Source organism: Primorskyibacter flagellatus, from assembly GCF_900176485.1.
In the GTDB taxonomy this organism is placed as follows: Bacteria; Pseudomonadota; Alphaproteobacteria; order Rhodobacterales; family Rhodobacteraceae; genus Primorskyibacter; species Primorskyibacter flagellatus.
Map to the genome: position 1 here is coordinate 1 of NZ_FWYD01000019.1, position 22,503 is coordinate 22,503.

Consider the following 22,503-nt stretch of genomic DNA (forward strand, 5'->3'; position numbering starts at 1 on the left):
GTTGTCGAAGACCGGTTCCGGGGACGTGAAGAAGACGACTACGTGCACGAATAGGAGGAAGGTGTCATGAAACGGCTGTTTATGGGATACATGCTGTTTTCTCTTGTGGGCTTGTCTCTGGCCTACCTCATGGTGGGTGTCTATCTGGCCTGGGTGTTCGATCAGGACGTTGACCATCTCTTCTTCGTCCAGCATTTCTGGTGGCTGCGCGCCAACTTCCCGGCCGCGGCCGATATGTCCTTCGTCATTCTGGGCGGCGGGGTCATCGCGGGGCTGGGGCTTGCGCTGGCAGTGGTGAGCGAGTCTCTGTCAACCTTTGGCGTCACGCATTGGCAGAGCAAAGCGGAGCTGCGGAAAAACAAGATGCTGGAGACGCCGGGCAGTGGCTTCCTTCTGGCAAAAACCGCAGGCAAGACCTCGAACGCGCCCTTCATCTGTTCCAAGCAATATCCGCATTGCATGATCGTCGCACCGACCGGCCGGGGGAAGGGCAGGGGGTTCGTGATCCCCAATCTGCTGACCTTCAAAGGCTCGACCGTGACGCTCGACGTGAAGGGCGAGAATTTCGAAAAGACCGCCCGTCGCCGCGTGGCAATGGGCGACAAGGTGTTCCGCTTTGCGCCGACAAACTTCAAGGTCAGGTCGCATCGCTACAACCCGCTCCTGCGGATCTACCAGATGCCCAACGAAGACCAGCGGATGTTCGAGCTGGACAAGATGGCGAACCTGTTTCTGCAAACCGAAAACCCCGCCAACCAAAGCCTGCTCAGGGGCGGGATCACCGCCTTCATCGCGGCCGGAATGCTGGCCTTTCAGCGCGGCACGCCCACGATGGGAGAGATCTACCGGATCGTGAATGGCGGCGGGAATGAGTTTGGTCCGCAATATGCGCTCTACGCGCTTGAAGCCAAACACAAGGCGGTGCAGCTCATCTGGACGTCGCTGAGCAAGATGAACGAAAAGACCCTGTCCAGTTTCATCTCCTTGCTCAACAATTCCGGCCTCGATCCGTGGAAGAACGCGCATTTCGACCGGATGACAAACACCAGCGATTTCGACTTCGATGCGCTGCGCAAGGAGCCGCATTCCATCTACCTGACGATCAGAAGCCAGGACATAGAACCCCTGGCGGGCCTCATCCGTCTGTTCTTCTCGGATCTGATTGCCACGCTGGAGCATCACGAACCCGACCCGGAAACAGAGCCATGGCCGGTCATGATCATCATGGACGAGTTTCACAAGCTCGGGAAAATGCCGATCGTGGCCGATGGGATCACGACGCTGCGCTCCTATGGCGGGCGGCTGGCGATCATCACGCAGACCATTCCAAAGCTCGACGAAATCTATGGCCGCAACGAACGGCTCAGCCTTGAGGGCGGGGCAGGGATCAAGTCCTACATGACGCCCTCGGAGGAGTTGACCATCGAGAACCTGTCAGACGCTTGCGGAATGACAACGAAGCGGCGGGTGCAGAAATCCCGGCAGGTGGGCTTTTTCGAGCGCACGACCATGACCGAGCGGACAGAAGAAGTCCCCTTGCTGACCCAGGACGACGCGCGGCGGATGGACAAGGATGATGTTGTGCTGGTCATCGACGGTGACATGCCGGTGAAATCCAAGGCCATTGTCTATTACGACGACCCGTATCTCAACAAGCTCTACAAGGACCAGTCCGGACCCTATCCCGAGCGCGATGCCACCGCCGACCGCCTCGACGATCTGGAAGCTGGCCGACAGGCTTACAGGGTTGAGAAGCCCGCCGAAGAAGCGGCCCCGGGCACCGACCAGCAGCGCGCAAACCTGGACAAATATCTGCAGCTGTTGAAGGAAGCGGCAGTGGCGGCGGAAAAGCAGGTCGAGAATCTGAGGGACGTTATTCAGGCCGGTGAGAAGGTAGAGCCGCAACCTGTGAGCCAGACCAGAGCCGCCCTGAAGCCAAAGGTCCAACCCGGCCAGTTTCAGTTTGCGTTGCCGAACTTGGAACCACAAAATGTCGCGTCTGACGAAGCAGACCCAGACAACGACGTGGACCAAGAAACAGACCCGGGCGACGACCCTCAGGGGAAATCTGTGTGACACTCAGCCGTGCCAGACGCGGTGCAATCACCGCTTCAACAAGAAAATTCCCCTGCGCCAGCGCTTTCCTACGCCGCGATGAAGAACCGGTCACCGAGTGATCTCAATACCAGGGCGGGCTAACTGCCCTGGTGCGCAGCCAGGGAGTTGCTTCACGCTGAACTCGACGAGCTCAACCAAGCCAAGCTTGCCGCTTCTTCTCCTTTCAACTATTTTCAACCCATATCCCTCATAGAGGACATTTTCGAAATGCCCAACGAAGACATTTTGACCGTGAAAGAGCTCGCTGAGTATCTCAAGATCGCTGAGAAAACGGCATATCGGTTCGCATCTGAGGGCAAGGTTCCCGGGTTCAAGGTGGGAAGCGCATGGCGATTTCGCAAAAGCGGGATCGACCGCTGGATTACCGAGCAGGAACAAAAACGAGAAGGGGAGTAAAAATGACGGGGCAACAACAGGCAGAAGCATTGCGCCGCGAAATCTGGAGCATCGCAAACCGTGTACGTGGTGCCGTCGACGGCTGGGACTTCAAGCAGTTTGTCCTGGGCGCGTTGTTCTATCGTTTCATCAGCGAGAACTTCACCAACTACATCGAAGGTGGCGACGACAGCATTAACTATGCGGACATGTCCGACGCAGACATCCCAGATGAAGCCAAAGTCGATGCAGTCAAAACCAAGGGCTACTTCATATATCCCAGCCAACTATTTCAAAACGTGGTGAAAACCGCGAGCAAGAACGACAGTTTAAACACTGACCTTGCCGAGATCTTTTCGGCGATCGAGGCGTCGGCGAGTGGCTACCCGTCCGAGCAAGACATCAATGGCCTCTTTGCCGATTTCGACACCACCAGCAACCGGCTGGGCAGCACGGTCAAGCAGAAGAACGAAAGACTGGCTGAGGTCCTCAAGGGCGTGGCTGGCTTGCCGTTGAAGTTCGATGACAACGAAGGCGACCTGTTCGGCGATGCCTATGAATTCCTGATCTCAAACTACGCGGCCAACGCGGGCAAATCCGGCGGTGAATTCTTTACGCCGACCCATGTGTCCAAACTCATCGCCAAACTGGCCATGCACAAGCAGACCAGCGTCAACAAGATCTACGATCCGGCCGCAGGGTCTGGGTCGCTGCTTTTGCAGGCCAAGGAAGAGTTTGAGAAACATATCATCGAAGACGGCTTCTTCGGGCAGGAAATCAACTATACCACCTACAACCTCGCCCGCATGAACATGTTCCTGCACAACATCAACTACGACAAGTTCAACATCCAGTATGGCAACACGCTGGAGGACCCGCACTTCCAGGATGACAAGCCGTTTGACGCCATCGTGTCGAACCCGCCCTATTCGGTGAAATGGAAGGGTGCGGATGACCCGACACTGATCAACGATGACCGCTTTGCGCCCGCAGGGGTTCTGGCCCCGAAGTCGAAGGCCGATTTTGCCTTTGTTCTTCATGCGCTGCACTACCTGTCGGCCAAGGGGCGCGCCGCGATCGTTTGCTTTCCCGGAATTTTCTATCGTGGCGGGGCAGAGCAGAAGATCCGCAAGTATCTGGTCGACAACAACTTCGTTGAAACGGTGATCGCCCTCGCGCCAAATCTATTCTTCGGCACGACCATCGCGGTGAACATTCTTGTGCTGGCAAAGAACAAGACCGACACAGCCGTTCAGTTCATCGATGCCACGGGGGAAGAGTTCTTCCGCAAAGGCACGAACAACAACTTCATGGAGGACCGGCACATCGCCGAGATCATGAAGATGTTTGATAGCAAAGAGAACGTGCCTCATGTGGCTGAAACCGTCCCCTACGATACGATTGTCGAGAAAGACTATAACCTGTCGGTCAGTGCCCATGTTGAACCCAAGGACAACCGCGAAGTTGTCAATATCGAGGAGTTGAACGCGAAGCTGGTGACCACTGTCGCCAAAATCGACCAGCTTCGCGCAGAAATTGACGCCATCGTCGCGGAGATCGAGGCATGAGCGATCGGGGCTTTCTGGAAAAGCTGCTGAATGGGGCCTCGGTGGCGTGGAAGCCATTGGGCGATATCGCACAGTATTCCAAGACGCGGATCAGTTCCAAGGACCTCGACAAGACAAACTATGTGGGCGTGGATAACCTTCTGCAGAACCGAGCTGGAAGGGTGGACTCAAACTATGTGCCCACTTCTGGTAATCTGACTGAGTTTCGAGCGGGTGACATTCTTATCGGAAATATTCGCCCCTACCTTAGGAAGATCTGGCTTGCCGACCGGACAGGCGGAACCAACGGTGACGTTTTGGTCATCCATCCAACGGACGACGTTGTGAACCCGCGCTATCTGTATCAGGTCCTCACAGATGAAAAGTTCTTTGAGTACAATATTCAGCACTCCAAAGGGGCAAAGATGCCTCGCGGCAGCAAGCCACAGATTATTCAATATCCGGTGCCCATCCCATGCCCAGAAGACCCGAAAAAGTCACGTGAGATACAAGCTGAGATCGTTCGAATTTTGGAAAGTTTTACCGAGCTGACAGCCGAGCTGACAGCCGAGCTGACAGCCGAGCTTAGCGCCCGCAAGCAACAATACAACCACTACCGAGACGAACTTCTAAGCCATCCTTCTGGAAACATGGCCTGGAAGCCGCTGGGCTGGGTTGGAGAAGTGCGCATGTGTAAGCGGGTGATGAAGAACCAAACATCGGCCGACGGAGATATCCCTTTCTTCAAAATCGGCACTTTTGGCAAAGAACCAAATGCTTTCATCTCCAGAGAGCTGTTCGAGGAGTTCAAAGGAAAATACAGTTACCCAAAGGTGGGCGAAGTTCTGATTTCCGCTAGTGGGACGATCGGCCGGTCCGTGGTCTTCGATGGGGAAGAAGCCTATTTCCAAGATAGCAACATCGTTTGGCTCGAAAATGATGAAAGCAAGGTTCTGAACAAGTACCTGTTTTACTTCTACCAGATTGCAAAATGGCACGTGTCCGACGGCGGTGTGATCAAGCGGTTATACAATGACAACATCAAGAAGACCTTGATCGCTGTGCCTTATCCAGACGACCCCGAAAAGTCCCTTGAGGAGCAAGCGCGCATCGTTGCTATCCTGGACAAATTCGACACGTTGACCACCTCGCTCAGCGAAGGCCTGCCGCGTGAAATCAAGTTGCGCCAGCAGCAGTATGAATACTACCGCGACCTGCTCTTGAGCTTTCCCAAACCCGAGGAGGCCGCGTAGATGAGCCAGACCCTCGAGGAGATCGCACAACAGCTGCATGCAGCCGATAAGAAGGTGCAGTTGATCTATGCCTTCAACGGCACCGGAAAGACCCGACTGTCTCGCGTAATGAAGAACGAGATCGCCCCGAAGAATCCGGAGGATGATGAACCCGCCCCGGCAAGGCGAAAGTTCCTATACTACAGCGCTTTCACCGAGGATTTGTTCGTCTGGGACAATGATACCGAAGGCGACGAAGACCGAAAAATCCGCATTCAGCCAAACACGTTTGTCGATTGGATCTTGAGGGATAGAGGGCAAGAGTTAAACATCATCAACAACTTTCAGCACTACACTAGCCGCAGTATCACGCCATCCTTCCCCCCTGAAACGGTTGTCAGAGAAATTGAGGGAAGACGAACCAACGTTTTGACCTTCCCCGAAATTCGGTTTGCGTACACTGGTGGAGACAACATCGAGAACAACGTCAAAATCTCCAAGGGGGAGGAAAACAACCTTATCTGGAGCGTTTTCTATACATTGTTGCAGGAGGTTATTGCGCTCAGAAAAGAGCATGATCCCTCTCAACGTGATGACAACGAATATGATGATCTAGAGTATGTGTTCATTGATGATCCAGTGAGTTCGCTGGACGAAAATCACTTGATCGAACTGGCGATTGACTTGGCGGGCTTGATCTCGTCCAGCCGATTTGAGAATGGCGAAGGTGTTAGGTACATTGTCACCACCCACAACCCACTGTTCTTTAACGTATTGTGTAAGGAGCTGAGTGGAGCGGCGCGCTACCTCTTGAAGCGCAACGTGGCTGGTCAATTCCTTCTTGAGCCGAAGAACGGGGCGGCCAATAAGAGCTTTTCTTACCATCATCATCTGATCAGTATTCTTCGAGATGCCATCGATCAGGACGTTGTCCAGAAGTACCACTTCAATCTGTTACGAAATCTCTATGAGAAGACCGCGAATTTTCTGGGTTACGAGCATTGGACAAAACTTCTTTCAACCGCGCCGGAAGGTCGAGCTGATTACCTCAAGAAGCTGACAAACCACTATAGTCACCGCGAGCTTGCCTTCGAAGAAGTCGCAGACCCGACGGAGAAGCAAAAGGAAGACGTGGCGGTCTTGCTGGACAATTTGATTAACAATTACGGCTATTGGAAACAGGGCGAACAAAATGGTTGAGCAGACAAAAACCATCGCGGAAACGAAGAATTTCATCGTCCTCGACAAGTACACCAAGGAGTGGGACGCCGCCGATCGCTACCAGAGCGAAGACGATTTGGAACGCGAGCTGGTGCAGGATCTGGTCAATCAAGGCTATGAATTTCTGCCCTCCCTTACCACCCCAGATGCCATGATGACCAACGTCCGGTCGCAGCTGGAGCGGCTGAACAACGTCACGTTTTCGGGCGATGAATGGAAGCGTTTTGTCGAGACATACCTCGACAAGCCGAGCGACAACATCGTCGACAAAACCCGCAAGATTCACGACGACTACATCCACGATTTTGTCTTCGACGACGGGCGTATCCAGAACATCTACCTCTTCGACAAGAAGAACATGGCCCGCAACAAGTTGCAGGTGATTAAGCAGTTCGAGCAGGTCGGCACGCACGCCAATCGTTATGACGTGACGATCCTGGTCAACGGGTTACCATTGGTGCAGATCGAGCTGAAGAAGCGCGGCGTGGCGATCCGGGAGGCCTTCAATCAGATTCACCGATACAGCAAGGAAAGCTTCAACAGCGACAATTCCCTGTTCAAGTTTCTGCAGCTCTTCGTGATTTCAAACGGCACCGACACCCGGTATTTCGCCAACACGACCAAGCGTAACAAGAACAGCTTCGACTTCACCATGAACTGGGCGAAGTCCGACAATGAGCTGATCAAAGATCTCAAGGATTTCACCGCAACTTTCCTTCAGAAGCGTACGCTGCTGAACGTTCTGTTGCAGTATTCTGTTTTCGATGTCAGCGACACTTTGCTGATCATGCGGCCTTACCAGATTGCAGCGACTGAACGCATCCTTTGGAAGATCAAAAGCTCATATGAAGCCAAAAACTGGAGGAAGCCTGAGGGCGGTGGTTTCATCTGGCACACCACGGGTTCCGGCAAAACGTTGACGAGTTTCAAGGCGGCACGGTTGGCAACCGAGCTGGATTTCATCGACAAAGTCTTCTTCGTCGTGGACCGTAAGGACCTCGACTACCAGACCATGAAGGAATACCAGAGGTTTTCCCCTGACAGTGTCAACGGTTCCGACAGCACGGCCGGGTTGAAGCGCAACTTAGGCAAGGACGATAACAAAATCATCGTCACGACGATCCAAAAGCTGAACAACCTGATGAAGTCAGAGGGTGACCTGCCGGTATATGACCAGCAGGTGGTCTTCATTTTCGATGAGTGTCATCGCAGCCAGTTTGGCGAGGCGCAGAAGAATCTGAAGAAGAAGTTCAAACGGTTTTACCAGTTTGGCTTTACCGGAACGCCGATCTTTCCTGAGAATGCGCTAGGGGCTGAAACGACCGCGGGGGTGTTTGGGCGCGAGCTGCATTCTTATGTGATCACCGATGCTATTCGCGACGAAAAGGTTCTGAAGTTCAAGGTCGACTACAATGATGTGCGTCCCCGGTTCAAAGCCATCGAGACTGAGCAAGACGAAAAGAAGCTCAGCGCGGCTGAAAACAAGCAAGCGCTACTTCATCCAGAACGTATTCGGGAAGTCTCTCAGTATATTCTGAACAACTTCCGTCAAAAAACCCACCGGATGCAAGCGGGTAGCAGTGGGTTCAATGCCATGTTTGCTGTCAGCAGTGTGGATGCCGCGAAGCTCTACTATGAAACCTTGAACGATCTGCAGGCGGGCAGTGAAAAGCCGCTGAAGATCGCCACGATCTTCTCGTTTGCGGCCAACGAACAGCAAGATGCGATCGGTGACATTCAAGACGAGAGCTTCGATGTGTCAGCGATGAATAGCAGCGCCAAGGAGTTCCTGAGTGCCGCAGTCAAAGATTACAATTCCTTTTTCAAAACGAACTTTGGTGTCGATAGCAGTGGCTTTCAAAACTACTACCGCGATCTTGCCAGCCAGGTTCGCTCGAAAGAAATCGACTTACTGATTGTCGTCGGCATGTTCCTTACAGGCTTTGACGCGCCAACGCTAAACACCTTGTTTGTCGACAAAAACCTTCGCTTCCATGGCTTGATGCAGGCGTTTTCCAGAACCAACCGGATTTACGATGCGACCAAGACCTTCGGCAATATCGTGGCGTTCAGGGACCTTGAGCAAGCGACCGTTGATGCGATCACGCTGTTCGGTGACAAGAACACAAAGAACGTCGTGCTTGAGAAGAGCTACGACGAGTACATGAATGGTTTCGTTGATCAGGAAACCGGCGCGGCGCGACGCGGGTTCATTGATGTTGTGAAGGAGTTGACCGAGCGCTTTCCAAAGCCAGACGAGATTGTCAAAGAAGTAGATAAAAAGGAGTTTGCGAAGCTCTTTGGTGAGTATCTGAGAGTTGAGAATGTGCTCAGAAATTACGACGAGTTTTCAGCATTGAAAGCCTACCAGGGCCTAGATTTAGCAGATGCCGCTGCCGTTGAGGAGTTCAAGCAAAAGCACTATTTGCGCGACGAGGATCTACGCGACCTAGAGGCAATAGAACTGCCTTCAGACCGAGCAGTTCAAGACTATAGATCAACATACAACGACATTCGCGATTGGCTGCGCCGGGAAAAGTCTTCGGCAGAGCAAGAACAAAGCAACATCGAGTGGGATGATGTCGTTTTCGAAGTGGACCTTCTGAAATCACAGGAGATTAACCTCGACTACATCCTCGAGCTCATCTTTGAGAAAAACAAAAAAGTGAAGAGCAAAGGGGATCTGATTGAGGATGCTCGCCGCGTCATTCGCGGTAGCCTTGGAAATCGAGCCAAAGAGAGCCTGATTGTGGACTTTATCAACCAGACTGATCTTGATCAGATTGATGATAAGGCAGGCGTGATCGATGCATTTTTCTCTTTTGCTCAGGCAGAGCAGCGCAAAGAGGTAGAAGAGCTTATCAGATCGGAAGATCTAAATTCTGATGCAGCAAGGCGCTATATTTCTGCTTCCATAAAACGCGAATTTGCAAGTGAAAACGGTGCTGACCTAAATGCCATACTCCCCAAAATGAGCCCGCTAAATTCGCAGTTTCGGACCAAGAAGGCGATGGTCTTCGAGAAGATTGCAGCTTTTGTCGAAAAATTCAAAGGTGTTGGCGGGCAGGTCTAGCCAAGACGTTGGGGTGCTCTACGATAGCTGTTTTGCTTCTGCTTGTTGCCAGTCATGGTAGGTCACCGCACCAGCTCTGCCGCGATCAATCCGACGATGCTGGCATAGGCCATTGTGCCATCGGGTTGCTCGACCCTGGACAGCGACTTGGCGACGTCCTCGGGACGCAGGCCGTGTTGGAGCAACAGAGAAATCATGACGCAGGCGTCCTGGATTTGAAACTCGAGCTGCGAGCCTGATTTGAACCCTGCCGAGTAGAAGACCTCGCGGGGCCTTTCGGGCTCATCGGGATCGTAGCCGATGGACAGGTGGATGGTATGGCCTTCGGGCGTGGTGATTTTCCGGGTTTCGGCCAGGCGGCGTGTCGGCAGATCATGGCGCGGATCGGGGGTCTTTTTATAGCGCGGCATCGGTGCCTCCTCGGGTCTGGTTACGGCCGGGATAGGGCAGGCGCCTCGTCTGGCGGTCAGCCCAAAGGACGCTCCGCCATGTGTCTGACCACGACAGCTTAGAACATCGCGGCCTTGATGACGTTGAAGGCGTACACGGCAAAGACGAAAATGGTTACGACAGGGATCGCGGCGACAAACAGTTTCATTGTCGCATCGGCCCTCTCTGCCTCTTGGCGTTCGTATTCTTCATACCAGTCCATCGTCATTTCCTTTGCGCAAATCTGCTTGCGATCGTGTTGATCCTGGCCGCGTGGGCCGCCATGGCGGCCTTGCTTTGCTGTGCGGTCTGGACGGGGTTCACGACCGTCTGTTTTACCGTCTGGGCCCCACCTGCAATCCCACGGAAAGTTTGGCGTTGAGCGTACCCGCCGACCTTTTCGATCGCCTGCTCCTTTACGTAGAAATTCCCGGTAATTGCGGCCACCAAAATGGGTGTCACAGTCAGCAACAACGTACACAGCAAAATCGCCATGATGACCGGCACCAGCTCCCCCAGCGAGGATATGCCAGTGGGATCTCCCAGCGACGATATCGCAGATTTGATCAGCCCGATGATCGTTGCAAAAACCCCGGAGATCACGACAGGGAACAGGGCGAAGGTGAACATCGCCGACAGCCAACGCTCAAAATGTGACTTGGTGAAGTCGAACATCGACAAGAGGATCATCATGGGCGCGATGCCGATGAGGACCGTCAAGGCGACACGGGACGCGATCAGAAGCGCCGTCGCCACGGCTGAGAACAGACCCATGAGAAACAGGAAGAGAGCGTTGAACACGGGACCGCCAACAACCCCCAGGTTTCTGGCCGCATTCCCTGAAAACTCTCCGAGAGACTCGGTCAGGATATCGAACTCAGCTGCAAAACTGCCATATCCGACTGATGAATTTCCAGCTACTTGCGCTGGCGACGCGCCATTGACGGTAGCGATCAGGGCGCCGCCAACGGTTTCGAGGAATGTAAAAACCGTGTTGGCAACGGAATTGAACTGCGTCCAGTCTTGGAAGAAGAGGGCGATCAGGATCAGCTTGACGCACATGCGAATGGCGTCCGACCAGAGGACAGGCTGGACCTGCATTGCGGCGTTCATGACCACTAGGAGTGCCAGAAAGGTTGCCATCAACTGCCCGAACAGACCAAGGGCGGCGGAGACTGCGCCGAACTGGCTTTGCCCCACCGCATTCAGAAAGCTGACCACCGCGTCATAATAGGTTTCAACCATCGCCCATCACTCCTGCGATCTGAGGTGAATGCATTTTAGGTGCAAAGCAGGGGTGAAGACGTCTGCCGCCCGGCGCCGATACTCGGAGACCATCGCCATCCCGTCCGAATAGGATGTAACCGGCTCCGTGATTTCCAGGAACTCTTCCCTGATGGGCTCATACGATGGGAAGAGATCATCGCAGGTACAGACCTCGACCGCTGCGATTTTCTTGGCTCTCTCCATGTTGTAAAGCGCCATGCCAATCTGCTCTTTCCAATATTCATCGCGTTGTTGCACCGCCAGCCATCCTGGCCGGTGCTCTTGGGACTTGCAGAACTTGCGCTGCGCCGGATCGACGTACTCCGCACGCAGCTTGTCCAGCTCCGCCTGTGTCATGTCCGCAGCCTGCGCGGTGCCGCCAAGGCCGATGAAGAGTGCCAGAAGGACCTGTTTCATTCGCTGATCTCCTGTCCAGGCAAGAAAAACTCTATGATACCGCGTTGCCCTGCAACTTTAGCGGTATGAACGATAACATCAATCGACTGCCCGATGTATGACACCATCTCCGAATAGGTCATGCCGGGGGTGGCTTCGAGCGCGGCTTGCGCCAGGCGCGAGACCGCCAGCCGCGCCGTATCGGCGTGCAGCGTGGTGATCGAGCCGCCATGCCCGGTATTGATCGCCTTGAGGAAGGTATAGGCGTCCCGGTTGCGCACTTCGCTCAGGATGATCCGGTCGGGCCGCAGTCTGAGACAGGCTTGCAGCAGCTTTTCAGAACTGCGGTAGGCATCGTTTTCCAGCGAGACCAGCATGAGTTTGTTGGGCTGTTGTGGCAGCAGGTCCGGGGCGTCCTCGATGGTGATGATGCGTTCGGCATCCGAGATCATGGCCTGAAGGTGCCGCGCCACCATTGTCTTGCCCGAAGACGTGCCGCCCGACACGATCAGGTTCAGCTTGTGCTCAACACAGAACCGCAGGGCCGCATCCAGAGAATTGGCCTGGGCCAGCTCTTTCATCTCGCGGTTTCTCTCGGCGCGCTGCGCATCGGAGCTGATGGGCTTGCCATGCAGAAACCTGGGCTTGATGATCTCTGCCTGCGGGCTGAAAAAGCGCAGCGCCACGGCATAGCCGCTCTCCAACGCGGGTGCTGCCACCACCTGCGCCCGTATCCGCCATTGCTCGAAATCAAACGAGACCGAAAAGACGGGTTTCTGTTCGGAAAACCGAATGCTGGCCTCATTGGCAATCTGCGTCACAAGGTGCTTCAGGTCCGCAGGCGTCATCCCAAGCCCCTCGGCCCGCGCCATATGGACGTCGCCGCGCCGCTCGACCCAGACACCGAGATCCTGGTTGATGACAATCTCGACCAGATCGTCGGTCAGAAGGGGGCGCAGGCAGGACATGGCCTGTGAGAGATAGCTGCTCATGGGAGTTGCAGATCCCTGTCAAGAAAGACGGACACCTGCGATCCCTGATGAATGTAGACGGTCGGCGGGATGGTCAGATAGTCCTCGATTGCGCTTTCACTGTTGCTGGCGAGATCGTCCGAGACCTGTTCCAGCATGTCGCTGGTCGTCTCATCGCCCGTCTGCGCGGCCACGGCGCCCGGGATCGCACCGATGAGCGAGATCGCGGCGGCCGATCCGAAGCGGGTCATGAAATGTTTGTCGACATGGCCGGTCGATCCCGACCGCCCCAGGGCGTCCGCGCCATAAGACGCAATCTGCGCCGAGCGGCCTTCCGGGGTGACGATGCGGGTCCAGACGATCAGCACACGGCTTTGGTTCAGGCTGAGTGTGGAGCGGTAGTCACCGAAGATCTTCGAGCCTCTGGGCACCAGGATGTTCGACCCGTCAAAGCTGTGAACGTCTTCCGAGACCACGGCGCGGACCACGCCCGGCAGGCTGCTGTCGATCGCGGTTTCCAGCGCCGCCTGAATGATGGTGCCCTGAATGATCGTAATATCGGGGCGGGCAATGCGCTGAGAGGTCGAGACGGGAACGGCCTTGATCTGCCTTTGCACAAACGCTTCGTCGGCCGAGAGTTCATATTCATTGCCGTTGTCGGACCCCGCTTCGGCCCCCTGTCCGGAAAACGCGATCATTCCGGAATTGATTCGCCGCAGGCGCTGTTCTTCCGCCAAAGCGCGGGCCGCTTCGAGCTGTTCCCTGCGCTCCTTTTCGCGCTGAAGCCGCAGCAGCTCGTCGGGATCTGTGGCCGGGGCAGGGGGGGCGGAATTTGCGCGGTTCAACTCTGCAGTCAGCTCGTCAATGCGCAGCTGCGCCCGTTGGCGTTCCAACTCCAGTTTTTGCTGCATGTCTGACTGGAATTGCAACTCGCGACGTTCCGCCTCTGTGGCGGCATTGCGCAGGTCTTCGAGCAGTTTCGCCTCGCGGTCCTGCGCGTCCTTCTGTGCAGTCTCATAAACTTCGCGCAGACTGCCCAGATCCGCTTCCATCGCGCTGCGCAGCGCCTCGATCTCTGCCTCTCTTTCCTGCTGGCTTTGCGCCAGCTTCGCCGCTTGTTCGGCGTTCAGCGTCTCGATCTGCGCCTGCAAGGATTTGAGCAGTTCATCGGACCTGTTGTCGGGCTGGACAGGCGCAGGAACGGGCTGCGCGACCGGGACGACAACATTGCCAAACCCCGCATCATCATCGGGAAACTCGTCCACGCTTCCCACCGGGATTGTCGTCTCCCGCGTCTCATCGGGCAGCAATGTCGAGATGTAGAAGCCGCCGCCGACCAGCGCCGCCGCGGCTGCCGAGGCCAGCACCAGCTTGCCCGTCTTGCCGCGATTGCGCGCCTTGTTGGCCTGCCCGCCAATGGCGTTCAGTCTTTCGCGGAGGTTTTCATCTTGTTCACCCGCCATTGGTCATCTCCACAATGCAAACTTCCTGTTCACCCAGGCGCAGCGCCCATTGCCGGGACGTGCCGGACACGCGCATCACATGGCCCTGCAAACGCACCGAATTGACGGATCGCTCGGTATTGCCCGTGACTTTGAAGATTGCCGGGATCGGGGCGGAGGGGGAGAACCTGAAATACGTGTAGGTGCCGTTGTCCCACACCGTCATGGGCGTGATCTCGGTGCGCGCCGACACGCCGTAGCTGTCATTCCAGCGCCCGGCTCTCACGCGGCGCGAGGCGTCCTGCTGGCGACGGGGATAGTCGAAGCGCAGCACGTAGAAAGGCGCGCGGCCTTCGGCGAGGTGGAAATAGTAGCTGCGCTGATTGGTATAGACCGTCAGGTTGGTTTGCTCGCCTCGCGCGGTTGGCTTGATTGCAAAGACGCGGCCCCCGGGGATGCCTTCGAATTTGAAACTGTCCGTGTCGCCCGCGACGATCGACACGATCTGTTCGCCGGGCTCGAACTCTACGGTCGTGGCGCGGGTCAGGCTCACGATGATATTGAAGACCTGCCCATCCACGTAGCGGGCCATCCTGACACGCCGGTCGAGACTGCTGGCGCGCGGCGTCGATTCAGCGAGGGCGGTATCCGCGAAGACAAGGATTGCAAGAAGAGCTGTTGCGAAGCGGAGCATCAGAAATCCCTCTTGTCTGCGGTGACGGTGTAGTCGGTCACGGTGAAGCCGAACGGGTTGTCCCAAAGATCTTCGAGCGACTTTTCCTGTTCTGGCCGGAACGCATATCCAAGAACGACCGTGAACGCGCCTTCGGACATGCCGCTTTGATTGATGAGGCGTTTGACCAGGCGGACCTGCGCGCGATCATTGGTGATCTGGCTGATCGAGAGGATGTTCACCTCGATCTCTGCGCGATCCCCGTATCTGGCGGGGATGTAGCTCTCGCCCCGGCTGTCCCAGGATCTGTTCAGGCTTGCCAGCGCGCGGTTTGAGGACTGTTTCAACGCCCTGTTGATCCGCACGTCATTGTCGATCTGGTTGTAGGTCTCGCGGTCCTTTACATAGCGATAAATCGCGGCTTCAACGACCGCGCGTTTTTCGGTGAGCGTGACGGCTTTGACCGAGGCGTTGGGGATTGCCACGCCGGTTGCCGGATCATAGGGCACCAGAACCGGAGGGCTTGGTTGATGGTAAAGCGTCACAGCCCCGGCGACGGCCATCGAGCAGGCCGCCATGAGCGCCATGCTGGCGGCCGCGATTTTCCACTGCCGCTCCCGGCGCAGAGCGCCAAAGATCACCTCGTCTTCTACCGTTTCGTGACTATCCATAACAAACGCTGCCTCACTTCTTGGGGATCGAGATGGTGGGGACCGTGAAATCACTCATGAAGCCCTGCACATCGGCCAGCGTGGCGGCGTCTGCCACGCCCGCCACGCCAACATTCATGGTCTGGACGGATTCCAGTTGCATCAGCGCGGCCAGCGCGATTGCCATCTCGGCGGTGACGCGGGTGTTGTGATCGACGCTGTCTTTCAGGTCGGTCATGTTGGACGTGTCGTCCACGAGGGCGCGCACGCGCTCGACAATCTGTCCGGCCTCTGCGTGGGCCACTTGCGCAGCCGCCGACGTGACCGCGCCCGAGGCTGTGACTTGCGCGTTGCGCTGCGCAATCGGATTGGTCGATGTGGACAGGGCTTCCACTTCGCTCGCCGAGGTGCCCGCGCGGGTATAGGCGTCCTCAACATCCGCTTTCACGGCGTCGCGGATGGTTGAGGCGACGCCGGTGAAGTCGCCCGATTGCACCGATTGAATGACGTCCAGAAACGAGGTGTCGAAATCCGTCTCGATCACACCGTCAAGCCCGTCGCCCATGACGAGATTCATCAGCGAGGTCGGATCTTGCAGCGCCGCCTGGATTTCTTGCAGCCTGTCATACTGGTCTTGCAGAACCTGAAGCTGGTTTTGCAATTCGGCCAGCTGGTCATTCTGGATGCCGAAATCCTGCAACATCTGGTCCAGTTGCGCGATCTCCTTGAGGATCGACTGGCTGTCAAAGGTCGGCACGCCCTGAGCAGAGACAGGCGAGGCCAGGATTGAGATGGAAACCGCAGCGGCAATCTTGATCTTTGGCAACATTCTAACCTCCTGATGGGATGGTCGTGGATGGGATGGAAATGCGGGCCGGGGTCATATCGGCCATGAACGCTTCCGCGAGACGTTGCTCGGCCATGCGCGCCTGTTGATCGGCAGAGAGCGGGATCGTCCTGGCGGCGCGCAGCTTGAGCAGGGCAGAGCCGATCAGCGTCGCTTCGGCCTTCATCATGGTGTTGAGGTCATAGGCGTCTTTGGGGTCGCTGGTGCCGCTGATCTGGGTGATCAGGGCGCGGATACGCAGCAGCGCCTCGCGCGCTGTGGCGATCTGATACTGGCCGTAATAGATCGAGCTGTTGCCGACATAGGAATACTCGGCCAGAGCGTAATAAGCCGGGTCGATCGTGCCCAAGGCATCCGCGCCACCGACCTTCGCCAGATACTCGTTATAGAACCGGGGAATGCGGGCCACATAGCCTTGCGTCTCGGCGTAGGGAGGAACGCCGCCATATTTGGTGACGGCACCCGGGCCTGCATTATAGGCCGCAAGGGCATGGATGATGTTGCCCCCGAAGTTTTGCAACTGTTCGGCCAGGTAGCGCGCCCCGCCGGTGACTTGCAGATAGGGGTCTTCATAATACCCAGGGTAGACGCCGAGATATTGCGCCGTTGACGGGATGATCTGCGTGAGGCCAAAGGCGGCCGCAGGCGATCGCGCCCCGATCTGAAACGCGCTTTCCTGTTTGATGAGGGCTTGCAGCAGACACCGCCACTGGACGCGCGACAGGCCAGCGGCCCCCACGCCTGCCAGATGGTAGGTGTCTGCCGCCCCCCTTATGATGATTTGCTCGATGGTTTCTCTTGCGTCACCGAAAAGGTGACGTCCTGCGGGGTTTGCGACCGGCCCGTAGACGTCCTCCAGCGGGGCTGCGCCGTTTGTGCTGTCGCCCACCATGAACGTGCCGTCATAGCTGGACACGCCCTCAAAAGCGGCCAGGATCTCATCTATCGTCTGAAGTTGCTGTTCCTCGTATTGGCGAATGCGGTCGCGACCGACCAGCTTGTTTTCCTGAAGCGCAATATCCTCAACGCGGCTCGTCAGCTTCGACGCTTCCAGCTGCACCGCCCGCGTGTCCATGACCGGCACGCCCTGCGCCTGCGTTTGCAGGGCCAGGGCCGAACAGACAACAATGAGGGCGTTGCGCATCATGGCCGGTCATCCCCCGCCAGCTTTGATTGTGCCGTCCGACTTGAGGACGCGCGACAGCGCCTCCGTCAGTTTCAGCGCGCCATCTTCCCCCAATTCGATCAGGGCCGTATCCTGCGCGGCAGGCTGACCCGCCCCGAAGGACGCGGAAGACCCGCAGATCTGGGGAGCCGTGCCGCTACTCACAAATTTGAAGGTGGGTTGTTCGGGCGGCAGGCGTTCGAAGTCGCAATTCCCGGTCAGCGTCCCGTCTTTGGTGAAGCACTTGCAGCGCGCTTCTTGCGGGGGACCGACACAGGCGGACACCAGGAGCAACCCTGCGGTCAGAAAAACGGCTTTCATCTTCATAGGGCTTTCTCCCAAAATCTTGGATGTTCCCGGTAATCCTCGCCAACAACGTCCTGGCCGGCCCGACCGCCGCCAAGCACGTGCAGCAGGTTTCCAAGGGACGAGAGGTCTATGTCGCAGAGGGTCGAGGTGATCTGATCCCTGACGAGGCAGGATCTGGTCAGCGACTTGTTCATGCAGAAGGAGAGCTCTTTGTCGGTCAGCCGCAGATCGGCGAAATCCTCGGCATTGGCCTGCGGGTTCGGCAGCAGAACCTGCGTGGAAAAGCTGGAGAAAATATCCGAGCCGACCTTGCTGTCTGACAATTGCCTTGGGTTTTGCGCCATCATGACGACGACGCAGTTTTGCTTTCTGAGACTGACCAGCCAGCCTTTGATGCGTGCGGCAAAATAGGGGTTGTCCACGGCCTTCCAGGCTTCATCAATCAGAACGACCGTCCGGCGTCCGTCGCGCAGCTGGCGTTCGACGCGGCGGAAGATGTAGCTCAGCACCGCCATGCGTTCGCGTTCGCTATCGGCATCCATGATTTGCGTCAGATCGAAGCCGACAATATCGCCCTGCAGGGAAAAGCTGTCCGGACGGCCAGACCCGAAGACCCAGCCATACCGCCCGCCGTGCTGCCATTCCTGCACCAGCATCGACAGCGCCCCGTCGTCGTCGGTCATGTTGAACTGCTTGGCAAAGTCGGTCCAGTTTCGCAAGCCTGCAGGCGCGTCCGCATTGGCCTGGCACACTTCAATGATCCGCCGGTTCTGAGTAGGGGTCATGGTGCCGTTCGGATTGATGATCCGCGACAGCCAGTCGGCCAGCCATCCCACGCCCTCTTCGTCCACCTCGACCGAGAGCGGATTGAGCCCGGTTGGCTCGCCTGCAAGGATTGTCGAGTAAGACCCGCGAAGGCCGCGCGTGGCCATTTCCAGACCGCGCCGGTAATCGAAGACGAAAATCCGCGCGTCCACACGGGCCAGCTGCGCCATGAGAAACCCGGCCAGAAGCGATTTGCCGGTGCCTGTCTTGCCGATGATGATCGAGTGGCCTGCCGTTGGAGCGCCGCTTGGTGAGCCGTTCTCATGGAAGTTGAACTGGCGCAGAGATCCATCGACGGTGGGGAAGAGGGCGACGGGTGAGGCCCATGGAACGTCGCCCGCGCCCGCGCCAAGGTTGGAGCGGTGCAGCGAGCAAAAGTCGGCCATGTTGGTGTTGGTCGTGACGGCCGTGCGCGCCCGCATCCAGCCATTGCCCGGCCATTGCGAGAAGTAATGCGCCTTGAGCAGCCAGCTGTCGCGGATCAGCTTGACGCCCGCGCCTGCCGCAACCCCGTCCATCAGGGACAGGGTTTCCTTTAGTTTCTGCAAGCTTGGAGAGATCAGTGAAACTGTTGCGTGATGTTCGCCAAGCCCTTGTGAGCCGGTCAGAACATCCTCTTCCAGCCGTGCGGCCTGTTCGGCCAGCGAGACCCGCGCGTCATCTGTCGATCGCATGATCTTGCGTTGCCGCGATACAAGGTCGGCCGCCTTGTTCCTGGAAAGAGGCGAAAAACTCTGCGAAATGACATAATCGCAGGGCAGCGCGAACTCATCGAACATCGTCACCCAGGTTTCCGGGCTGTAATCCTTGATCGCGCGCAGATCGCCGTAGCGCGTGCCGTGGACGCCATCGAAGAGCTTGAAGTGATCGGCTTCAAACGTCACCCGCTCGTTGAAGACCACATCGGCCAGCACCGAGAGGTTCCGGGGGTGACGGATGGGCGTCTCGACGCCGGTCTGGATCGAGTTCAGAAACCCCAGCAGCTCGCCGGATTGTTCGCTGAGAACCCGTGTTGACATATCGCCAAGGGCTGCGCGGAAGAAGCGTATGATTTCTGAGACTTGCTCGATGGACCTCGCGTCTTTTGCCCGCGTGTCCGACGTGTTCTTTCTCGACAGTCCTCCCACCGCTGCGCGAATGCTGGACGCTGTGGGGTGCTTCATCACCGATATGGTCAGGCTGCGGTCGCGCAGGCCGCGCGCAGTGAGGTGGCCCCGCCAGCGCCGGTCGATCTCTTCGGCCATGCCGCCGCTCATGATGGGCGCCACAAGATCATTCGCCGCCAGGGCTCGGCTGATCTTGTGGACATAGATGGCAAACCCGGCGGGGATCTGACCCAACACCGCCGCGATGGCATCGCGCACCACTTCAAGCTCGTTTGTCCTGGTCGTCAGGGAGTCCAGCCCTTCGACGCGCAGGCATTGCAGGATGCCGTTGTCGCGCAGCCGGATTGTGGTGTCGTCTATCAGCGATACATAAGGCAGGTGCATCATGCCCGCAGGCACCAGCTTGTCACTTGCCACGAAGCTGAGCAGGGAGGGCGAGAGATTAAGGGCCATAGCTGTCGCCTCCGAAGATCCGTTTGCTTTGCGTGGGCGGCACAGCCGCCGTGCCTTTCAGGAAGGCTTCAATCGCCTTGTCGTCCTGTTCAGAGGCGATGCGCAGGCCGATATACCAAAGGGCACACCAGCCAAGCGTCCAAAGGCTCGAAAGCCAGATGAGGGGAAGGACGCAAACCACGAGCAACAAGATGCCGTAGCCATAGGGCAGGCCAAGCAGCCGGGGCGATTTGGTCAGCGCAAGGTAGAGCGTGTTGCGTCCTTCCGATCTCATCTGAAAGCTCCGTTCATTTCCAAAGGTGCCCGTTTACGGGGTGGCGGTTGCGGACACGGTTGTTCCGAGCCAGATCGAGTCGACGATTGTGGGGATGCCGCCGATCAGGACGATGATGACCAGAATGCCAATGACGCGCCCCCAATCGAGGACGTTGACCGCCCCGGCGATCAGCGCGCCCACCGCCACGATGGTCATGAACAGACGACCCGTCAGGCCCGTCAGCGCGTTGATCACGGACACGAAGAAATTGTTCAGCCCCGATGTATCGATGGCCTGCGCATAGGCAGGGGCCGCCACCAGACAGGCCAGAAGGCACAAGCTGGCAAGTTTGATCTTGTTTTGTTCCATATGGTTTTCCTCTCGGTTTTAGCTGCGAAGTCTGGACCAGACGCCCAGAACCTTTCGGACGTGGCCTTGGGTTTCGCGAAAGGGCGGGATGCCGCCATGTCGCGACACCGCATCCGGCCCGGCGTTATAGGCCGCGAGCGCCAGTGCTGGTGTTCCGAATTTGTTGAGCATCGACAGAAGATACCGCGCGGACCCATCAAGGTTCTGTTCAGGGTCACGCGGGTTCACGCCGAGATCCCGTGCCGTCGCAGGCATCAGCTGGCCCAGGCCGATCGCACCCACATGGGAGCGCGCGCTTATCTTGTAGGCGGACTCGATCTCGATATTGGCTTGGAACAGGTGAAGCCAGTCGAGGCCGCTTATTCCGGCCGCGCGAAGCGCCGGGTGCGACGCATACCGTTGCCCGACACGCCGGATCATTTCTACGACTTCGGGCTTGGCGTGCGCGCGGGCTGGCATTGGCGCAGGGGCTGCCAGCGATGCGGTCTGTTCGTCGCGCTGAGGCTCATCCGGGGCGGTGAAAGCCACCAGGTTGCGGGGCTTGGAACCACCGGTATTGAAGTTGATAACGAAGGGTTCAGCCGCCGCCGAAGAGGCCGCAAACAGACCTCCGATAATAAACATTATGGTGATACGGGGAGTCATAGAGCGCCGCCGATCTCGCCACGGCAGGTGTCAGCCAGCGCAAATTTAGCGAGCAGATCAGCGAGAGTCTTCGAGGGCCTCGTCAGGAAGCGATTGAACAGACCGTCCACCGGCAACGAATGGAACATCCATGTGGGTGAAGCCAAGGTCGTGCATGAAGGATGATAAACCGTTGATTGTTCGGAATGTCCTGACCTTGAATTCGTCGACCGTAGCGCCCCATCGAGGGGTCGTGCACAGTATCTTTTCATAGGTGCGGTCGCGATTAACCAGGCGAACGACCCATTCGCCATACCAAACTGACGCCTTCCGATATGCCTCTTCCCGGCAAACGATTTCAGCTTGGTAGCCTTTCGGCAACAACTCGCGGAACATTGATTCTGAGGCCACATTCGGCGTCTCTTTTTGCAGGTCCCTATCCAGCCTCTAGTCCTCCAAGCAGCAGGACTGAGGCACCCTTCACGGGCACCTCATTCCTATGACATTATACTATCACCACGCAACCCTATATTGTCATCGCGGCAATTCTTTTTTCGATCGACCAACTGATACGACCGCCTTGCTTGAAAATAAAGCAAAGTTGCCCTGTCGAGGGGCGCTAATATGTGTCGAGTATTCATCATCCGGGCTATAGCGGTGCGGCTCTGCAACGTCCGTTTCACTTCGCGCCAGACGTTGCAGAGCCGCACAACAGCACCTTGTCAATTTTTCAATGGACCCGAACTGACCGCACTGAGTGGTCACTCGTAGACGAAATTCTCACACCTCTCGCCCTTCCACATCACAGATAGGTGGCCTGTGTTCCACCGATACAGCCAACCGACAACTTGCCGGGTGTTTGCATCCAGGACGCGCTTGATGGGCGTTGCATGCACCCTTTGACCTCTCAGTGCGGTCAGATCGTTTTCAGCGAACGCGTCACTGCTGAGCTGTTTTCCCATTTTCTGCCCTCCAAGGACGTTGATGCGCGGATTTCCGCCAAACGTTGTGTTTTGCAGTATGATGCACGTAAGGGTTGATCCGCTTTAGAAACTAAGGTCACGTAATGATACGAAACAGAACGAAACAGAACGAAATCTAACCCCGCAGAACATTGTTTTTGCTAGAAAAAAATTTTCCGGGGAGGTTGTAATCG

At 56.9% G+C, this 22,503-nt stretch carries 22 protein-coding genes; 6 read left to right on the forward strand and 16 right to left on the reverse strand.

Annotated elements, in window-relative coordinates; all coding sequences use genetic code 11:
* The first annotated feature begins 66 nt into the window (after nucleotides 1-66).
* From B8991_RS16600 to B8991_RS16625, 6 genes are all read left to right on the forward strand, one after another.
* Entirely contained in the window at nucleotides 67-2,076 is a 2,010-nt protein-coding gene (locus B8991_RS16600; protein WP_084354062.1) for a type IV secretory system conjugative DNA transfer family protein, read from the forward strand.
* A gap of 249 nt (nucleotides 2,077-2,325) precedes the next feature.
* Nucleotides 2,326-2,514, forward strand: coding sequence for a helix-turn-helix domain-containing protein (locus B8991_RS16605; RefSeq protein ID WP_084354131.1), 189 nt, complete (start codon nucleotides 2,326-2,328; stop codon nucleotides 2,512-2,514).
* A gap of 2 nt (nucleotides 2,515-2,516) precedes the next feature.
* Nucleotides 2,517-4,061 (forward strand): type I restriction-modification system subunit M, encoded by a 1,545-nt coding sequence (locus B8991_RS16610; RefSeq protein WP_084354063.1) that lies wholly within the window; start codon nucleotides 2,517-2,519, stop codon nucleotides 4,059-4,061.
* Nucleotides 4,058-5,293, forward strand: coding sequence for a restriction endonuclease subunit S (locus B8991_RS16615; protein ID WP_084354064.1), 1,236 nt, complete (start codon nucleotides 4,058-4,060; stop codon nucleotides 5,291-5,293). The genes B8991_RS16610 and B8991_RS16615 overlap by 4 nt, the downstream gene beginning before the upstream one ends.
* Nucleotides 5,294-6,472 carry an ATP-binding protein gene (locus B8991_RS16620; protein WP_084354065.1) on the forward strand — a complete coding sequence of 393 codons (1,179 nt, stop codon included), beginning with the start codon at nucleotides 5,294-5,296 and terminating at the stop codon, nucleotides 6,470-6,472.
* On the forward strand, nucleotides 6,465-9,566 hold the full coding sequence (locus tag B8991_RS16625) for an HsdR family type I site-specific deoxyribonuclease (RefSeq protein ID WP_084354066.1): 3,102 nt from the start codon (nucleotides 6,465-6,467) through the stop codon (nucleotides 9,564-9,566). The genes B8991_RS16620 and B8991_RS16625 overlap by 8 nt, the downstream gene beginning before the upstream one ends.
* A 62-nt stretch (nucleotides 9,567-9,628) precedes the next feature.
* On the opposite strand, the gene B8991_RS16630 is transcribed toward B8991_RS16625, so the two are convergent.
* The 16 genes from B8991_RS16630 to B8991_RS16700 all read right to left on the reverse strand — a co-directional run bounded on the left by B8991_RS16630 (nucleotide 9,629) and on the right by B8991_RS16700 (nucleotide 21,743).
* Nucleotides 9,629-9,976, reverse strand: coding sequence for a TSCPD domain-containing protein (locus B8991_RS16630; RefSeq protein ID WP_084354067.1), 348 nt, complete (start codon nucleotides 9,974-9,976; stop codon nucleotides 9,629-9,631).
* Nucleotides 9,977-10,074: 98 nt separating this feature from the next.
* A complete protein-coding gene (locus tag B8991_RS21555; RefSeq protein ID WP_179141524.1) occupies nucleotides 10,075-10,218 on the reverse strand; it encodes a hypothetical protein in 144 nt (47 codons plus the stop codon).
* A gap of 2 nt (nucleotides 10,219-10,220) precedes the next feature.
* Nucleotides 10,221-11,240, reverse strand: a complete 1,020-nt coding sequence (locus B8991_RS16635) for a TrbL/VirB6 family protein (RefSeq protein ID WP_084354068.1) — start codon at nucleotides 11,238-11,240, stop codon at nucleotides 10,221-10,223.
* A 6-nt stretch (nucleotides 11,241-11,246) separates the two neighbouring features.
* The gene (locus tag B8991_RS16640; protein ID WP_084354069.1) at nucleotides 11,247-11,678 is read right to left on the reverse strand and encodes a hypothetical protein; all 432 of its coding nucleotides are present in this window, start codon (nucleotides 11,676-11,678) and stop codon (nucleotides 11,247-11,249) included.
* Nucleotides 11,675-12,649, reverse strand: a complete 975-nt coding sequence (locus B8991_RS16645) for an ATPase, T2SS/T4P/T4SS family (RefSeq protein WP_084354070.1) — start codon at nucleotides 12,647-12,649, stop codon at nucleotides 11,675-11,677. Before B8991_RS16645 ends, B8991_RS16640 begins: the two co-directional genes overlap by 4 nt.
* A complete protein-coding gene (locus B8991_RS16650; protein ID WP_084354071.1) occupies nucleotides 12,646-14,091 on the reverse strand; it encodes a TraB/TrbI/VirB10 family type IV secretion system protein in 1,446 nt (481 codons plus the stop codon). The genes B8991_RS16645 and B8991_RS16650 overlap by 4 nt, the downstream gene beginning before the upstream one ends.
* A complete protein-coding gene (locus tag B8991_RS16655; RefSeq protein WP_084354072.1) occupies nucleotides 14,081-14,764 on the reverse strand; it encodes a TrbG/VirB9 family P-type conjugative transfer protein in 684 nt (227 codons plus the stop codon). The genes B8991_RS16650 and B8991_RS16655 overlap by 11 nt, the downstream gene beginning before the upstream one ends.
* A complete protein-coding gene (locus B8991_RS16660) occupies nucleotides 14,764-15,414 on the reverse strand; it encodes a VirB8 family type IV secretion system protein (RefSeq protein ID WP_084354073.1) in 651 nt (216 codons plus the stop codon). Before B8991_RS16660 ends, B8991_RS16655 begins: the two co-directional genes overlap by 1 nt.
* A 13-nt stretch (nucleotides 15,415-15,427) precedes the next feature.
* The gene (locus B8991_RS16665; protein WP_084354074.1) at nucleotides 15,428-16,222 is read right to left on the reverse strand and encodes a type IV secretion system protein; all 795 of its coding nucleotides are present in this window, start codon (nucleotides 16,220-16,222) and stop codon (nucleotides 15,428-15,430) included.
* A gap of 1 nt (nucleotide 16,223) precedes the next feature.
* On the reverse strand, nucleotides 16,224-17,387 hold the full coding sequence (locus tag B8991_RS16670) for a lytic transglycosylase domain-containing protein (protein WP_143514641.1): 1,164 nt from the start codon (nucleotides 17,385-17,387) through the stop codon (nucleotides 16,224-16,226).
* A 6-nt stretch (nucleotides 17,388-17,393) separates the two neighbouring features.
* The gene (locus tag B8991_RS16675) at nucleotides 17,394-17,732 is read right to left on the reverse strand and encodes a hypothetical protein (RefSeq protein WP_084354075.1); all 339 of its coding nucleotides are present in this window, start codon (nucleotides 17,730-17,732) and stop codon (nucleotides 17,394-17,396) included.
* Nucleotides 17,729-20,098, reverse strand: a complete 2,370-nt coding sequence (locus tag B8991_RS16680; protein WP_084354076.1) for a VirB4 family type IV secretion/conjugal transfer ATPase — start codon at nucleotides 20,096-20,098, stop codon at nucleotides 17,729-17,731. The genes B8991_RS16675 and B8991_RS16680 overlap by 4 nt, the downstream gene beginning before the upstream one ends.
* Complete coding sequence (locus B8991_RS16685; RefSeq protein ID WP_084354077.1) at nucleotides 20,088-20,372, reverse strand: VirB3 family type IV secretion system protein; 285 nt, start codon at nucleotides 20,370-20,372, stop codon at nucleotides 20,088-20,090. The genes B8991_RS16680 and B8991_RS16685 overlap by 11 nt, the downstream gene beginning before the upstream one ends.
* 33 nt (nucleotides 20,373-20,405) lie before the next feature.
* Entirely contained in the window at nucleotides 20,406-20,723 is a 318-nt protein-coding gene (locus B8991_RS16690; protein ID WP_084354078.1) for a TrbC/VirB2 family protein, read from the reverse strand.
* 18 nt (nucleotides 20,724-20,741) lie between these two features.
* Nucleotides 20,742-21,347 (reverse strand): lytic transglycosylase domain-containing protein, encoded by a 606-nt coding sequence (locus B8991_RS16695; protein WP_143514642.1) that lies wholly within the window; start codon nucleotides 21,345-21,347, stop codon nucleotides 20,742-20,744.
* 78 nt (nucleotides 21,348-21,425) lie between these two features.
* Nucleotides 21,426-21,743, reverse strand: a complete 318-nt coding sequence (locus B8991_RS16700; protein WP_084354080.1) for a hypothetical protein — start codon at nucleotides 21,741-21,743, stop codon at nucleotides 21,426-21,428.
* Between the last annotated feature and the right edge of the window lie 760 nt (nucleotides 21,744-22,503).

Excerpts from the sequence above, each read along its gene's own strand:
- B8991_RS16625 (WP_084354066.1), top strand. The coding sequence starts at position 6,465 with ATGGTTGAGCAGACAAAAACCATCGCGGAAACGAAGAATTTCATCGTC.
- B8991_RS16655 (WP_084354072.1), bottom strand. The coding sequence starts at position 14,764 with ATGCTCCGCTTCGCAACAGCTCTTCTTGCAATCCTTGTCTTCGCGGAT.
- B8991_RS16675 (WP_084354075.1), bottom strand. The coding sequence starts at position 17,732 with ATGAAGATGAAAGCCGTTTTTCTGACCGCAGGGTTGCTCCTGGTGTCC.
- B8991_RS16665 (WP_084354074.1), bottom strand. The coding sequence starts at position 16,222 with ATGTTGCCAAAGATCAAGATTGCCGCTGCGGTTTCCATCTCAATCCTG.
- B8991_RS16605 (WP_084354131.1), top strand. The coding sequence starts at position 2,326 with ATGCCCAACGAAGACATTTTGACCGTGAAAGAGCTCGCTGAGTATCTC.
- B8991_RS16635 (WP_084354068.1), bottom strand. The coding sequence starts at position 11,240 with ATGGTTGAAACCTATTATGACGCGGTGGTCAGCTTTCTGAATGCGGTG.
- B8991_RS16645 (WP_084354070.1), bottom strand. The coding sequence starts at position 12,649 with ATGAGCAGCTATCTCTCACAGGCCATGTCCTGCCTGCGCCCCCTTCTG.
- B8991_RS16620 (WP_084354065.1), top strand. The coding sequence starts at position 5,294 with ATGAGCCAGACCCTCGAGGAGATCGCACAACAGCTGCATGCAGCCGAT.
- B8991_RS16630 (WP_084354067.1), bottom strand. The coding sequence starts at position 9,976 with ATGCCGCGCTATAAAAAGACCCCCGATCCGCGCCATGATCTGCCGACA.
- B8991_RS16650 (WP_084354071.1), bottom strand. The coding sequence starts at position 14,091 with ATGGCGGGTGAACAAGATGAAAACCTCCGCGAAAGACTGAACGCCATT.
- B8991_RS16670 (WP_143514641.1), bottom strand. The coding sequence starts at position 17,387 with ATGATGCGCAACGCCCTCATTGTTGTCTGTTCGGCCCTGGCCCTGCAA.
- B8991_RS16695 (WP_143514642.1), bottom strand. The coding sequence starts at position 21,347 with ATGTTTATTATCGGAGGTCTGTTTGCGGCCTCTTCGGCGGCGGCTGAA.
- B8991_RS16610 (WP_084354063.1), top strand. The coding sequence starts at position 2,517 with ATGACGGGGCAACAACAGGCAGAAGCATTGCGCCGCGAAATCTGGAGC.
- B8991_RS16660 (WP_084354073.1), bottom strand. The coding sequence starts at position 15,414 with ATGGATAGTCACGAAACGGTAGAAGACGAGGTGATCTTTGGCGCTCTG.
- B8991_RS21555 (WP_179141524.1), bottom strand. The coding sequence starts at position 10,218 with ATGGACTGGTATGAAGAATACGAACGCCAAGAGGCAGAGAGGGCCGAT.
- B8991_RS16685 (WP_084354077.1), bottom strand. The coding sequence starts at position 20,372 with ATGAGATCGGAAGGACGCAACACGCTCTACCTTGCGCTGACCAAATCG.
- B8991_RS16690 (WP_084354078.1), bottom strand. The coding sequence starts at position 20,723 with ATGGAACAAAACAAGATCAAACTTGCCAGCTTGTGCCTTCTGGCCTGT.
- B8991_RS16615 (WP_084354064.1), top strand. The coding sequence starts at position 4,058 with ATGAGCGATCGGGGCTTTCTGGAAAAGCTGCTGAATGGGGCCTCGGTG.
- B8991_RS16680 (WP_084354076.1), bottom strand. The coding sequence starts at position 20,098 with ATGGCCCTTAATCTCTCGCCCTCCCTGCTCAGCTTCGTGGCAAGTGAC.
- B8991_RS16640 (WP_084354069.1), bottom strand. The coding sequence starts at position 11,678 with ATGAAACAGGTCCTTCTGGCACTCTTCATCGGCCTTGGCGGCACCGCG.
- B8991_RS16600 (WP_084354062.1), top strand. The coding sequence starts at position 67 with ATGAAACGGCTGTTTATGGGATACATGCTGTTTTCTCTTGTGGGCTTG.
- B8991_RS16700 (WP_084354080.1), bottom strand. The coding sequence starts at position 21,743 with ATGTTCCGCGAGTTGTTGCCGAAAGGCTACCAAGCTGAAATCGTTTGC.